This is a genomic window from Nemorincola caseinilytica (genome assembly GCF_039540515.1).
Classification (GTDB): Bacteria; Bacteroidota; Bacteroidia; order Chitinophagales; family Chitinophagaceae; genus Nemorincola; species Nemorincola caseinilytica.
In genome coordinates this window covers 1-14435 of sequence record NZ_BAABFA010000017.1, presented here as the reverse complement: position 1 = coordinate 14435, position 14435 = coordinate 1, and the positions used below count along the sequence as shown (strand labels likewise).

The 14435-nt window shown below is 51.7% G+C and carries 14 protein-coding genes; 7 read left to right on the top strand and 7 right to left on the bottom strand.

The window, feature by feature from the left end; all coding sequences use genetic code 11:
• Positions 1 to 130: 130 nt before the first annotated feature.
• Entirely contained in the window at positions 131 to 532 is a 402-nt protein-coding gene (locus ABD843_RS12115) for an SET domain-containing protein (protein ID WP_345083495.1), read from the bottom strand.
• A 122-nt stretch (positions 533 to 654) separates the two neighbouring features.
• On the opposite strand from ABD843_RS12115, the gene ABD843_RS12110 reads away from it, so the two are divergent.
• From ABD843_RS12110 to ABD843_RS12090, 5 genes are all read left to right on the top strand, one after another.
• Complete coding sequence (locus ABD843_RS12110; RefSeq protein WP_345083493.1) at positions 655 to 1497, top strand: hypothetical protein; 843 nt, start codon at positions 655 to 657, stop codon at positions 1495 to 1497.
• 121 nt (positions 1498 to 1618) lie between these two features.
• The gene (locus tag ABD843_RS12105; protein WP_345083524.1) at positions 1619 to 2326 is read left to right on the top strand and encodes a glycosyltransferase; all 708 of its coding nucleotides are present in this window, start codon (positions 1619 to 1621) and stop codon (positions 2324 to 2326) included.
• Complete coding sequence (locus tag ABD843_RS12100; protein ID WP_345083491.1) at positions 2323 to 4623, top strand: DUF6311 domain-containing protein; 2301 nt, start codon at positions 2323 to 2325, stop codon at positions 4621 to 4623. Before ABD843_RS12105 ends, ABD843_RS12100 begins: the two co-directional genes overlap by 4 nt.
• Entirely contained in the window at positions 4623 to 5117 is a 495-nt protein-coding gene (paaD, locus tag ABD843_RS12095) for a 1,2-phenylacetyl-CoA epoxidase subunit PaaD (protein WP_345083489.1), read from the top strand. The genes ABD843_RS12100 and paaD overlap by 1 nt, the downstream gene beginning before the upstream one ends.
• A gap of 165 nt (positions 5118 to 5282) precedes the next feature.
• On the top strand, positions 5283 to 6203 hold the full coding sequence (locus ABD843_RS12090; RefSeq protein WP_345083487.1) for a PfkB family carbohydrate kinase: 921 nt from the start codon (positions 5283 to 5285) through the stop codon (positions 6201 to 6203).
• Positions 6204 to 6546: 343 nt separating this feature from the next.
• Here the strand turns inward: ABD843_RS12090 and ABD843_RS12085 are convergent, their stop codons facing one another.
• From ABD843_RS12085 to ABD843_RS12070, 4 genes are read right to left on the bottom strand one after another with little or no spacing between them, the layout of a single operon-like run.
• A complete protein-coding gene (locus ABD843_RS12085; RefSeq protein WP_345083485.1) occupies positions 6547 to 7263 on the bottom strand; it encodes an SDR family NAD(P)-dependent oxidoreductase in 717 nt (238 codons plus the stop codon).
• A complete protein-coding gene (locus ABD843_RS12080) occupies positions 7260 to 7649 on the bottom strand; it encodes a MaoC/PaaZ C-terminal domain-containing protein (protein WP_345083483.1) in 390 nt (129 codons plus the stop codon). Before ABD843_RS12080 ends, ABD843_RS12085 begins: the two co-directional genes overlap by 4 nt.
• Positions 7650 to 7658: 9 nt before the next feature.
• Entirely contained in the window at positions 7659 to 7904 is a 246-nt protein-coding gene (locus tag ABD843_RS12075) for an acyl carrier protein (protein WP_345083481.1), read from the bottom strand.
• Positions 7883 to 9634, bottom strand: coding sequence for an HAD-IIIC family phosphatase (locus tag ABD843_RS12070; RefSeq protein ID WP_345083479.1), 1752 nt, complete (start codon positions 9632 to 9634; stop codon positions 7883 to 7885). The genes ABD843_RS12075 and ABD843_RS12070 overlap by 22 nt, the downstream gene beginning before the upstream one ends.
• A 185-nt stretch (positions 9635 to 9819) precedes the next feature.
• Here ABD843_RS12070 and ABD843_RS12065 point away from each other — a divergent pair, with 185 nt between their 5' ends.
• A complete protein-coding gene (locus tag ABD843_RS12065) occupies positions 9820 to 11283 on the top strand; it encodes an MBOAT family O-acyltransferase (protein WP_345083477.1) in 1464 nt (487 codons plus the stop codon).
• Positions 11283 to 12200 (top strand): SGNH/GDSL hydrolase family protein, encoded by a 918-nt coding sequence (locus ABD843_RS12060; protein WP_345083475.1) that lies wholly within the window; start codon positions 11283 to 11285, stop codon positions 12198 to 12200. The genes ABD843_RS12065 and ABD843_RS12060 overlap by 1 nt, the downstream gene beginning before the upstream one ends.
• A 162-nt stretch (positions 12201 to 12362) precedes the next feature.
• Here the strand turns inward: ABD843_RS12060 and ABD843_RS12055 are convergent, their stop codons facing one another.
• Positions 12363 to 13277, bottom strand: a complete 915-nt coding sequence (locus ABD843_RS12055; RefSeq protein ID WP_345083473.1) for a 3-hydroxyacyl-CoA dehydrogenase family protein — start codon at positions 13275 to 13277, stop codon at positions 12363 to 12365.
• Positions 13278 to 13365: 88 nt separating this feature from the next.
• Entirely contained in the window at positions 13366 to 14262 is an 897-nt protein-coding gene (locus ABD843_RS12050; protein WP_345083471.1) for a bestrophin family protein, read from the bottom strand.
• Positions 14263 to 14435 lie beyond the last annotated feature (173 nt).

Below are 14435 nucleotides of genomic sequence, written 5' to 3'. Positions count from 1 at the left end.
AAAGAAACCCAAGTGTGTTGGTTCGGGCGCATCAAAAATAATGCATAAAACCTTTAGTTACGCACTTGTTGTTGTGTTGATATATTATATATGATATGCTTATTCCCGTTCGGCAGGGCCGGTACCACTATTATCCTTCGGCCTCTTCCCGGGCATCGAACCACACGCGCGATCCGTCGTTCCAGGTGCCGTTATAGTTCACCGTCAGTTCTTCGCCGGCCTCTATATCGCGTACTGCCTGTACGAACATGGTCATCTCCTCGTACTCCATATAGTATTCGCAGTTCGACTCATAGTCGTGGTTGTACATAGGTATGGTACCCAGCGCCATGCAGCACATGTTCTGTCCCTCGGGCTGCCATTCAAAGATGTAATTCTGCAATATGGTCTGGTCTATATGCAGCCTGTCCTCATGGCTCATCACTATCACAGGGGCGCTTTCTACTATGTCTCCTGCTTTTATCTTCTTTCTGGTGAATACACCTCTGCCTCTATCGCCGGTATCTGCTATATATATGTCGGGCTTTGCCATCAGGTTCTGTTGTGGTGGCCAAAAATAAGTGATGCACATCAAAATAAATACTACCTACATACCTGTATAAGTAGTATTTTTAAGCCTCTTTATCATATATTTACAACCCAAAGACACATAGTATGCATCTGATCAGGAAAGCATGTATAGCTTTTGCACTTGCTGTAGCTTTGATACCCACCCGTCTCTCAGCCCAATACCAACACCAGATAGACCCTTTTTGGAGCAATCTGCGCAATAAGGGCAGGTACGAGATAGGCGGCGGGCTGGTAATGCCTTCCGGTTCATTCACAGGTGTTGTCACAGTACTCGGTTCCAATAACTACTATAGGGGCGATAGCACCGCCAAACGCGATATAAAGGGCACCGGTTTCGGTGGTTCCATAGGGCTGGCGTTGCCGTTCAGGGCCACGGGCCACATAAGCTGCTGGGCCATAGCTGTGCAGCTACAGGGTAATATAATGACCTGGCCCAGCCTGAACCAGACCATGAGCACAGGCGGCACCTATACCGACAGAACTACCAAGCTCGATGGCTCTACCATGCAGTTCGCCCTGCCTATAGGTGTGGACTATAAGGTAGGCAACGATGCCATACTTACGCAAAGGCTACCCCTGGGTATGTCTATAGGCGCGGGTATCTATCCGCAGATCACGCTCTCTACGCTGTCAGGTGTTAGCGGCTACAAATCGCAGTGGGGCAACAGCATATGGCCATATGCCAAGCTGGACCTTTCGGTATTCACGGGCTTCTGCTGGAAGATCCGCCTTATGTACACCGCAGGCAACATGAACCTGCTGGACCAGAACACAGCCCTCGCGGCCTACAACCAGGGGCCGTTCACCATCAGCTCCAGCGGCCAGTTCATGGCATCGCTCATCATTATGCCGTTCTCGGGCAAATGGTCGGAGTATGCATGGTACAACACCTACGATACCTACAACCAGTACGACAGGTTCAACTAATTATCATAATAACATTACTTCTTAATAATGGCAGCGCAGGCTGCCATTATCATTTATTTTCAATTACCACTATACTTTTTACGCTCATAGCCCGTTACATAAAAGACTATTTTTGCCCCGCATGCCAGTATCGCTCATATTGCCTTGTTATGCACCCCAACCCGGCTGGGAACAGATAGTTCGCAGTGGCGCAGAGGCGTTCAGGCAGGTGATAGGCGAGCAGATGGAACTGATACTGGTGCTGGACGGCCGCAGCGATACCGTCACCGATGCCACCTTGCAATGGCTAAAGGATAACCTGCCCTACCTGCAAGTGATACAATATGACGAGAACATGGGCAAGGGCTATGCCATACGCCAAGGCGTGACCGCCGCCGGGGGAGATATAATAATGTATACCGATATAGACCTGCCCTATACACTGGCCAGTATGGAAGCAGTATACAGGCGCCTGCACAACAATGAGTGCGACATAGCGGCAGGCGTAAAGGACGAGGCATATTACAGCCATGTGCCCGCCATGCGGCGCATCATATCGCGCGGATTGCGGTTCTTTACCCGGTCGTTGCTGTCTATGCCCATTACCGATACGCAATGCGGTCTCAAGGGTTTCCGGCGCAGCGCCGCAGAGGTCTTTTTGTCCACCACCATCAACAGGTACCTTTTCGACCTCGAGTTCATATACAAGGGCTGCTGCGATAAGCGTTACCGCGTGATGGCCATACCTGTGACCCTGCGCGACAATATCACCTTTCGCCGCATGAACTATCGTATCTTACTTCCGGAAATGGCCGATTTCATGAAGCTGCTTCTTAACAGACCCCGATGAACAGGACCCATCGCAATTTATGGCTTGCCGCTACCGTGCTACTTGCCGTAGCGCTTACGGTGCTGGGGTTCTCTTACCTGGTCACCGAGCCGTGGCGCATGATAGGCGATATAGGCGGCGACGGTGCCAAGAACAACCTTACCTACCTGTATCACAGTGCATATGGCAAGGGCCTGTGGTTCCGGGGCATGAACTACCCATATGGAGAGCATATAGTTTTCACCGATGGCATACCCGTGCTGTCGGTACTCTTTGCAGCCATGGGTAATGTAGACTTTCCCACGGCGCTCGCGGTGCTGTGGTGGCTTTTTGGGCTGGGGTATGTGCTATCGGCGGTATATCTGTACAAGGTACTGGTACGCCTCACCGATGTTCCCCTTTTCTCTATGGTAGTGGCTATGCTCATAGCCTTCCTGGCCCCGCAGTTCATATGCATACGCGGTCATTATGCCCTTGCATTCACCTGCATCATACCCATGTTCTTTTACTGGACGTATATGTACCACCATACCGCGCGATACAGGTATTGTGTGTACATGCTGGTGCTTGGTATCATATCGGCCTTCCTGCATCCGTACTATGCGGGTATGCTGCTGGTGTGGTCGGCTATTTATGGCGTGGGGTATATCATTTTTACCAAAGGCCCCAGGGGGCAAAAGATACGCCATGCAGCTACCATACTGGCGGTAGGCGGTGCTACCGCAGTGGTAGTGATGCTGGCCCTGAAACTTACCGACCCCATCACCGACCGGCCCGGCCAGCCCTACGATCCGCTGGAGAGCTACACCCACCTGCACCAGGCCATATCGTCCTACTATTCGCCCTTCTGGCACTATGCGGTAGACCATGGTATAGTACCCGGCGCCAGCGATGGGGGAGAGGGTTTTTCTTACATAGGTCTTGTGCCCATAGCGGTGCTGCTGGTAGCGGTGGTACTGGCCGTATACCGCAGGGTGGGTAAAAAGGGACAGGACATAAGCACAGGTATGGGTCCCTTGTGGCTGTTCGTGGCATTGGCGGCCCTCGTATTCAGCATGGGTATACCATTCGTATGGAACATGCAGTGGCTCAAAGACCTGCTGCCCGTATTCCGCCAGTTCAGGGCGCTGGGCCGTTTTGCATGGATATTCTACTATGTCATAACGGTATATGCCGCTGTGGTTATGTATGGCTGGTTCGCCCGGTTGAAGCAGGCCGATAAGCGGCCGCTGGCATGGGGCCTGCTGCTGCTGGCGATGAGCATATGGGCATACGAGGTAAAGGGCTATATGCGTACATCGCGCAAGTGGGCCGAGGATGCCGCTTATTATTATGATGTCATTGTCATGAAGCATGAGCAGAACTGGGAGAACTTTCTCAAAGAGCATGACCTAAGGAAGGACGACTTCCAGGCCATACTGCTGCTGAAGTTCTTTCATGTGGGTACAGAGAAGATATGGGTGGGCGATCCGGGCTGGCTCATAACCATGGGTAGCCGGGCGGCCCTGCAGTTGCAACTGCCCATCATAGATGTAATGATGTCTCGTTCATCATGGAGCCAGGCGCAGAAGCAGGTAAAGATAGTGGCCGGCCCCTATGCCGATAAGCCCATGCTGCGCGACCTGCCCAACGATAAGCCCTTCCTGCTGATGAAGCTGAACGATGATGTGCTATCGCCCGATGACAGTTACCTGCTGGAGGCATCGGAGTATGTGGCCGATTTCTCTTCCTGCAAGATATATAAATGTTTCCCCGCCCGCATACGCGCTAATGATGCCCGCCATGCGGCTGCTATAGATAGCCTGCTGCTGTATATGCAGAGCGTGGATACCTGTGTGGGTGCGGGTACATTCACCGCGCTGCACTATGATGATGGTGCGAATACATATGGTATGGCCGGCAGCGGCGGTATGCAGCGTATAGGTGGCAGGGATAGTGTAGTGGCTACGATGAGCGTACCTGCCGCTGCAGATAGTGTGCTGTACGAATATTCTTGCTGGTTCTTGCTGGATAGGAACAACTGTCGGTCGCCCGAGGTTAGGCTAGAGCTGCTGGATGGTGCAGGCAATATACTGGCAGTAAAAAAGGCCGCGTGCAACGAGAGCGTGGATAGCGATGATATGTGGTTCAGAGGTTCTAAGTATTTTTACATACCGGCAGCATGCAGGCAGGTGCGGTGCAGGCTCATCAACGAACCTATGCCCGCCTACCTGGCCATGGACGAGATGCTGCTGCGCCCGGCCGCTGCGGTGGTGGTGTCTAGAACAAGGAACGGCGGTGTGATGGTGAACGGGCATTTATTCAAAAAAGGAAAGTGATGGCAGAAGTGACCACGGAAAAAGTGTATGAATGGCTGGGGCAGGTAACAGACCCCGAGGTGCCGGTGCTGACGATACTGGACCTGGGCATAGTGCGCGATGTGGTAGTGACGGGCCACCCCGCTAAGGTAAAGGTGACCATAACGCCCACATACAGCGGCTGCCCGGCCATGGATGTGATAGCGCTGGGTATACGCATGGCGCTGGCCAACCGTGGCATTGCCGATCTGGAGATAGAACCCCAGCTGAGTCCCGCCTGGACCACCGACTGGATGACGGAGGATGGCAAGCGTAAACTAAAGGAATATGGTATAGCCCCGCCCAACCGCAAGGCCTTCCAGGCGCTGGGCCTCTTTGAGGAAGAAGAGGTGGCCTGCCCCCGGTGCGACTCTAAAACCACAGAACTGGTGAGCAGGTTCGGCCCTACATCGTGCAAGGCGCTGTACAGATGCCTCGATTGCAAGGAACCTTTCGAGCATTTCAAATGTCATTGAGTTTGAACCTTGATGCATCCGCCGTCGCCTGCGGCTATGGCGGACGTAGAAGGATGGCTTGATGGCCTTGATGTGTTTCTGTTACAGTTGTTTGTTGCCAAATGTCTTCCCATTCTTCTTTATAACCTGAAAGGAGTACATTTGCGCAAAATTCAAAAACGATATATGTCATTACTGATAGTAGGTACCATGGCGTTCGACGCGCTGGAGACCCCATTTGGAAAGGTGGACCGCATAATAGGCGGGTCTGCCACATATGCTGCATGGGCGGCATCGTATTTCACCAAGCCTATCAACCAGGTATCGATAGTAGGTGGTGATTTTCCCGAAGAGGAGATGGAGGCGCTGTCTGCCCGCGGTGTGGCGCTGGAGGGGGTGGAGATAGTGCCTGACGAGAAGAGCTTTTTCTGGAGCGGCCGCTACCATATGGACATGAACACGCGCGATACGCTGGTGACCGACCTGAACGTGCTGGCCCGCTTTGACCCCAAGATACCAGAGAGCTACCAGGGCAGCGACTATGTGATGCTGGGCAACCTGTCTCCCGCGGTGCAGATAAGTGTGCTGAACCAACTGCGCACAAGGCCCAAGCTGGTGATAATGGATACCATGAACTTCTGGATGGACATAGCCATGGACGACCTGCGCAAGGTGCTGGGCATGGTAGACCTGCTGATGGTGAACGATAGCGAGGCAAGGCAACTGAGCGGCGAGTACTCTCTGGTAAAGGCCGCGAAGAAGATACAGGCCATGGGCCCCAAATACCTGATAATAAAGAAGGGCGAGCATGGTGCCCTGCTGTTCTACGAAGGCAAGATATTCTCTGCCCCGGCCCTGCCGCTGGAAGAGGTGTTCGACCCGACAGGCGCCGGCGATACCTTTGCAGGGGGCTTCATAGGTTACCTGAGCCATGTGGACGATATATCGTTCGAGAGCATGAAGGGCGCTATAATAGCGGGCTCGGCAATGGCATCGTACTGCGTAGAGAAATTCGGTCCCACAAAGCTGAAGGAGATAAGCGCACAGGATATAAGCGCCCGCGTGAGTGAGTTCATATCCCTGGCCAACTTCGAGGTGAAAGCCTAAGCGATACTGATATACTTACAAAGCGGTATGGTGTGTACACACCATACCGCTTTTCTTTAGCCCATCCCGACCCTGCTGTCTGCGGCAGGCAGGGTGCCCCGAGGTGAGGAGTGTTATTGATACTAGCCCCATAGGGGCTATATGTTTGTAGTAAAATGGAGATCTGGTGCTGTTGCCCCGTAGGGGCTACCCGGCACTATAATAAGGGTAGCTCCTACGGAGCATGGTGCTGATACCAAACTATGTCGCTACAAACTTGTTGCTCCTACGGAGCATTCCCGTATAAAAGGCTTTGTATGGTCAACCACAACGGCCCATAGGTCGTAATATTGAAAAGGTCTTATCAGGCTATATCGGCACCGGCATTTATGACCAGGTTGGTGCCGTTGATCTGCTGCGATGCCTCTACATAGAACTTTACGGCATTGGCCACTTCCATGGGCTGCAATAGCTGCTTCAGGGGATGTGCGTCCTTTATCTGCTCTACTATGCGCTCGTCGGTATCGGAGGTGATATTGGTGAGCATGAAGCCCGGCGATATGCTGTTAGATGTGATGTTGAACCTGATGTACTCATTGGCCCACGACTTGCTCATGGAAAGCAGGTATGCCTTGTTGGCTATATACTCGGAATAGCCGAAGGGTGGCTTGTTGATGATAGCGGCCGATATGATGTTGACTATCTTGCCGAACTTCTTTTTGCGGAACACCTTTATGGCCTCCTGCGTGATGCGGAGGGTAGGCAGCACATTATGCTCGAAGCTGCTGCGGAAAACATCGGCATCCATCTTGTAGAAGTGGTCCTTGTGTATGCGGCCATTAGCGTTATTGACCAGTACATCTATATTGAGGGTGGGTATGGCCGTCAGCAGGGCCTCTACCGATGCGGCAGAGGTGAAATCGCAATGGATGGCCCGCGAGCCGGGCCGGGCGGCCTGCAGCTCCATGGCCCGTGCCTGCGAAGATGCATAGGTGAAGCACACAGTGTGGCCTGCGGCCGCTAGTGTACGCGTGATGGCCTCTCCAAGGCCCGAGGCGCCGCCTGTTACAAGTATCGTCATATCAGCCCTATTTGAATGTCGCCTTTTGCTACGGTCTTGCCGTCTTTGTTGCGGAAGGAGAATTTGAACTCGTATGTGCGTACCGACTCGAAGAAGCCTACTATACGCGCGGTGAACTCCAGCTCATCGTTCATGTATACCGGCAGGGAGAACTTGATGCTCTGTGCATGTATGATGACATCCTTGGTAGGCAGGCACTCGCCTATGAAGTAGGAGAGGAAGCCATTGAGAATGTTGCCGTGCATGACCTCGCCGCGAAACCCCTTTGCCTGTGCGAACTGTGCGCTGGTATGCAGGGGGTTGCGATCGCGGAAGATGTCTATGAACCCGGCATGTGTGGCCGGGGTGACTGTGAACGTATGTACGAAGCTATCGCCCTCTTTCATGTAGTGGTATTAGCCTTTCAGGCGGTTCTCTATGGCCACGCACATTTCGCCTACGTTCTTCCAGCCATTTATCTCGGCAGTGGTGAAGCGCATCTTGAAGTGTTTTTCGATGGCTACCACCAGTTGAATGTGATTGAGGGAATCCCAATCCTCTACATCGGCGGCAGTGGTCTCGGGGGTGAGTTTTATGTCCTCGTTATCGAGCACATCTATGAATATATCGTTTACCTGTTTTATGATGTTGTTGAAGTCCATAATTCGTTTTTAGCGGTGACAAAAGTATCTCTTTTCTTATATTCCGCAACGTCCAGTTGCCACAGGCCATCTGCCGGCAGGAAGCCGAGCGATGCGTAGTGATCCTTTACTATTCCGTTCTTCTTGGTAGGTATGTATTCGCCTATCACTTTGGTGAAACCATTGGCCGCCGCATAGTCTGCAATGGTGTTGAGCGTGAAGTTCTCCATACCGCGTTTCAGTACACGACAGCTCATGATCCAGGTGTCTATGAAGAGGGTAGTGGCATCCTGTTTCTTCAATATGATGAGGGCTATGAGGCCGTGATCGCCGAAGCGGTCCTCGAGGGTGAGCGATACGCCCATGAAGGAGTCATCGGAGGATATGTTCTTTATGTCCTCCTCGGTATAGCGTATGGTGCGCAGGTTGAACTGGTTGGACCGCTGCGTAAGTTGCGATACACGCGGTATGCTGAAGGTATCGAACTCCTTGACCGCAGAGCGCATATCGAGGCTGGCGAGGAAGTCGGCCTCGTTCTCGAAGCTCTGCTGCAGTACATTGCGCTGTGCCTCTTCCTGGTACTGGCGGGTGCGCTGTTCGTCCTCTTCGGTGAAGGAGGCCGTTTCGAAGAGGTTCAGCTGGCGCAGGTAGCTTTGGTATTCGGCAGGGTCTTCGGGCAGCTCGGGCACGGTTATATCGGGTATGGCCGTGCGTACTATCTCGCGCTCGAAGGGGTTGTCATCGAGGAAGACCATAGAGTCGAACCCGATGTTGAGGATATTTTTGATGTGCCTTATATTGTCCACCTTGGTCTCCCAGTTGGCCACAAAGACGGCTATGTCATCCATACGCAGCACCATATCGGGGTGCTTCTCGAATGGCTCGCGTGCTATCTCTTCGGTGTTCTTGCTGCATACGCACAGTATGATGCCGCGCTTCTTCAGTTGTTTGGCCCATAGCTGCAGCTCGGTATATATCTTGCCAGCGCCGAAGTAGCCTATCTGTATGCCCTCCATACCATCGTCGCCTATGATGCCGCCCCAGGTGGTATTATCGAGGTCGAGGATGAGGCATTTTTTGAAGGAGCCTGCTATGCTGAGAATGATATCGGTGACATTTTTGGCTATGAGCGGCAGGAGGTCGAGGCTATAAACCATATCGGCATTCACATACATCTTCGGGTCGAAGACGGTCCTTTGGCCTACCTGTGCCTGTATGCCTGCGAGGTCGCTGATGAAGACGTTCTTCTCCCTTTGTGCCAGCTCCATAAGGCCCAGGTTGGCCTTGCGCAGCTGGTATACGAAGGAAGAAGGTGTTTTGGCAGCATAATTGCCAAAAACGCTATCGTTTATCTCGGGATAGGTGTTCAGTATTATTTTGGCCTTCAGGCGGGCAGCTATGGTGTCGCAGTAGTTTTTGGTTTTTTTCAGTACCTCATCGGCAAATGCGGCCTGGCCCGGTGTATCGTGCTTATAGTGTTCTTTCAGCAGCTTTTGCGTAGAGCGGTCTATATATATGTATTCGGGGGCAAAGGCATAGAGCTCGGATGTGGGGTCGAAGACCTGCAGGTCTATCTGGTTGTAGTCGGCCTCGTATATGTCCAGGTCCAGGCCCACTTCATAGCCATAGCCGCGCAGGGCGTTGTTCAGCAACTGCGATGCACTGTCTGACAATATGGCTATCTTTATTTTTTTGAATGAGGAAAAGTCTTTCTTTAGATTTTTTTTCAGGTGGTTGAAGGATAACATCATCTGGTCGGTATCTTATTGCATGCAAAAGTAGCCATTTTGTAGTTGGCTGACCTATACAGAGAATAGAGTAACGTTTATTTAGTGTAGAAAAATGACAGGATAATGCATGCAAAAGCCATTGTATCATAGCAGGTCTATCCATACTTAAAATAGAATATCTTTGCACCCACCCCAAGAGCCGGAGTATGCTGTTCAATTCTTTCGAATTTCTTATTTTTTTCCCCCTAGTTACCCTGGTATATTTCCTGCTCCCGTTCAAATTCCGCTGGTTCCACCTGCTTATCGCAAGCTGTTATTTCTATATGGCCTTTGTGCCGGTATATATACTTATACTTTTTGCTACCATTATTATAGACTATATAGCAGGCATTTATATAGAAAAAACAGAGGGCCCCACCCGGAAATGGTTACTTGTGGCCAGCCTGGTGAGCAACATAGGTATACTGGCGGTCTTTAAATATTATAATTTTTTCATAGAAAATATCAACCTGCTGCTGGGCAGTGGTAACAAGCTTTCGTACCTGGGTATGATATTGCCTATAGGCCTGTCTTTCCACACCTTCCAGGCCATGAGCTATACCATAGAGGTATACAGGGGCAACCAAAGGGCCGAACGGCACTTTGGTATATATGCGCTGTATGTGATGTTCTACCCGCAGCTGGTGGCTGGGCCTATAGAGCGGCCACAGAACGTGCTGCATCAGTTCCATGAGAAGCACACCTTCGATAGCGAGGAAGTGGCACATGGCCTGCGGCAGATGCTGTGGGGCTTCTTCAAAAAGATAGTGATAGCCGACCGCCTGGCCGTGGTGGTGAACAATATATACTCCGACCCGCACGGGCACTCGGGGGCTGCGCTGGTGCTGGCATCGGTGTTCTTCTCGTTCCAGATATACTGCGATTTCTCGGGCTATTCGGATATAGCGCTGGGCAGTGCCCGGGTGATGGGTTTCAGGCTGATGACGAACTTCAACCTGCCTTTCAGCAGCAAGAGCGTTACAGAGTTCTGGCGCAGGTGGCACATATCGCTCTCTACATGGTTCAACGATTACCTGTTCAACCCCATAGTGCTGGGGCTCAGGAACTGGGGCACCATGTCTGTGGTGCTGGGCCTGCTCATTACCTTCTTTATCAGTGGTTTCTGGCATGGCGCGGGGTGGAAATACATTATCTACGGTGTGCTGAACGGCCTGGCACTGGTATATGAGTACTTTACCCGCAAGCAGCGCAAAAAACTCTTCAAAAAGCTGCCACAGCCGCTGAATGATGGCATCAGCAAGGTGCTGACGGTGGGTTTTATAACCTTCTCGTGGATATTCTTCCGCGCGGCCAATGTGAACGATGCACTGTATATAGTAGGGCACCTGGGGCATGGGTGGGGCCAGATACTCTCGCCGCACGGACTGAAGCTGCTGATGCTGGAGGCCGGCAAGAACGATACCGTAGTAGGCGCTGCCAATGTGGTGATGGGGCTGGCACTCATCATTTTCATGGAGCTGGTGCAGCGCCATACCCGCAACCGCCCCATACCCGAAGCGCTGGCCGCACGCCCACTATATCAGCGATGGGGCGTATATTGTTGCCTCATTCTGGCCATACTGCTCATAGGGGCGTACGATAACCAGGAATTTATTTATTTCCAGTTCTGATGAAGAAAAGCTTTAGCCGTATAGTATTGTTCTCTGTGGTGCTGTGCTGTGTGCTGTATGCGGCAGAGTATGCTATAGACAGCTATTACCTGAAGAAGGCGAACAGCAAGTTCACCCGGTTTTTCGCGCACAAGATAGATGCCGATATCATGATATTCGGCAGCTCTGTGGCCTACCACCAGCTAGACCCTGCCATGGTGAGCGACAGTACCGGGCTGCAGACCTACAACATGGCCTGGGATGCATTCTTCTTTGTGCAGTACAAGGCGCTGGTACATGAGTTCGTATCGTACAGCAAGCGGTGCAAGTATGTCATTTTCTCCTGCGATTTCGATAACCTGGGCCGCAACAAGCTCATTACCCGTCCCGATCTTTTCCTGGCATTGCTGCACAACGACCATGTGTATGAGGCGCTGCACGATATAGAGCCTGAGAAAATGTGGCGCGCGCGGTATGTACCCGGCTATAAGCTGACGCTGCTGAACACATCTTTTTACAGGTCTATCATATTCCCTCCGAAAACACCGGCGGTGGATAACGGCTATAGTGCTGTGACCACCGATGACTGGGAGGTGGTATCGGACACGCTTCATCCCTTTCATGCCCGCTTTAATGAGGAGGTATACGCATCGCTAAAGAGCACCATAGACGAGCTGACCGCAAAGGGCATAAAGGTGATAATAGTGATGCCACCCGTGTACAAGGAAGGCTATGACCGTATACTGAATGCCGAAGCGATAAGGGAAAGATATGCGGCGCTGGTGCGCAAGGATGTGTACTTCATAGACCGCACGCAGGATACGCTGCTATCCGGGTCGCGATCGAACTTTGTGAACTACAGTCACCTGAACAGGCGTGGGGCAGAGATATATTCGCGTACGCTGGCAGGGCAGATAAGAGAGATAGTGGAGGAATAGGGGACTAAAATTCCAAATTTCAAAGTTCAAATTTCAAAGTCCAAGGTCCAAACTTCAAAGCTTTGACCTCAGAGAGGAAATATAGGTTAGCCTATTCCATATACACAGATCGGGCCGTCCTAATGGATGGCCCGATCTGTTCTCTATTATTTATCGTTCAGCTTATTTCCATTCTTTTGTGGCGAACATAGGGCTTACCACCAGGTCTTTGCTGCCTGCGGTGTACTTGTAGAAACCTTCGCCCGATTTCACACCCAGGTAGCCTGCCTGCACCATGTTCACAAGCAGGGTAGAGGGGGCATATTTGGGGTTGCCGAAGCCAGAATGCAGTACATTGAGTATAGAAAGGCACACATCGAGGCCTATGAAATCGGCCAGTTGCAGCGGTCCCATAGGGTGGGCCATACCCAGCTTCATTATAGTGTCTATCTCGGTAACACCGGCAACGCCTTCCTGCAGCGATATGATGGCCTCGTTTATCATAGGTATAAGCAGGCGGTTGGCCACAAAACCGGGATAGTCGTTGGCCACGCAGGGCACTTTGCCCAGTTGCTCAGATAGCTTGTATATAGTGCTTGTCACCTCGGCCGATGTAGCATAACCATTTATCACCTCTACCAGTTTCATTACCGGTACGGGGTTCATGAAGTGCATACCTATCACCTTATCGGCCCTTTTGGTAACAGATGCTATGCGCGTGATGGATATGGAAGATGTATTGGAGGCAAGTATGCAGCCTGCAGGGGCCAGTTCGTCCAGCTGGCGGAAGATAGAGAGCTTAATGTCTACATTCTCTGATGCTGCCTCTATTACCAGGTGGGCGTCCTTCACGGCAGTGGCCATATCGGTATGGGTGGCTATACGGCCCAGGGCCTGTTGCTTGGCCTCTTCGGTAAGGGCGCCTTTAGAGACCTGCCTGTCCATGTTCTTGCCTATGGTGGACATGGCCCTATCGAGCGCATCCTGTTTTATGTCCATCATATTTACATTGAAACCGGCCTGGGCCAGCACATGGCATATGCCATTGCCCATTGTGCCCGATCCTATTACTGTAACATTGTTTATCGTGCTTTGCATGTAGCGTACGTTTTTGGGGTCGCAAAGGTATGCACTGTAGCTGTAAAATAAAAGTAACCAGATATATGTTCGTTCCGATGCGTATATATCAGCGCAGTATATCGCTTACATTTTTGCCTATGTTCTCTGTCATTTTCTTCATGGGCAGGTCGTTGGGGTCCGATCCGAAGGGATCCTCTATCTCCTCGGCTATCATCTCCAGGCTGGCCAGTACATAGAACACCAGCGCCACTATGGGTATGAGCAGGTAATGCAGAGAGAACACCAGCCCTATAGGCAGTGTGAGGATGTACATGAAAATGAACTTTTTGATGAAGGTGCTGTAAGAGTAGGGTATAGGTGTGTTCTTTATGCGCTCGCAGGCCCCGCATATATCCAGGAACGACCGCATCTCTTCGTTCAGCACTATCAGTTGGTCGCCTGTGATGGTGCCATCTTTATATAAGAGGGTCAGCTTTGTGATCATGAGCGATGCCACCTGGTTGGGCACATGTTTGGTCTGGTCGAAGTCGGGTATCTCGGGATGAGGTTCTGAGTCCAGCGCCAGGCGTGTGCTCTCGGCCTGCAGGTGTTGCTGCAGCGCCTGTGCGAACATGGGTATCAGCTTTCGAAAGAATGCCCTGTTCTTGTCGTCGCTGTTGGGCAGCATAGCGTTCAGCTTCGCAGCCAGGTTGCGACTGTTGTTCACCAGCGATCCCCACAGCTTGCGGCCTTCCCACCAGCGGTCATATGCGGTATTGGTGCGAAACACCAGCAGCATGGATATGACGAAGCCCAGCAGCGTCTGCAGTACGCCGAAATTGCGCACCGGACTGTTCTCTGTAAGGTGCAGCCAGCAGGTCTCTATATATACTATAGCGCCGGTATAAGCGCATACTACCAGCATGGCCGGCAGCAGTTGCCGCAGGGTATCGGCCTTTTTGAAAACGAACAGGTTGAGGAATAGCCCGCGGTTGTCGTAATTGATCATAATGATGAGTGGCATTGTGCCGTGTACACAAAGAAAAGAAAAAGCGTGAGCACATTTTTTCTAAAAACCTTGAAAATAGTTTGGTGGGGAAGAAAAGTGTTTCTATCTTTGCGCTCCCAATCAGAAATGAGGGGATAAAAAGAAGGTCTTTAGGTGATGTTTTCGGAGTGTTGAGCGTGCGTGTTTTC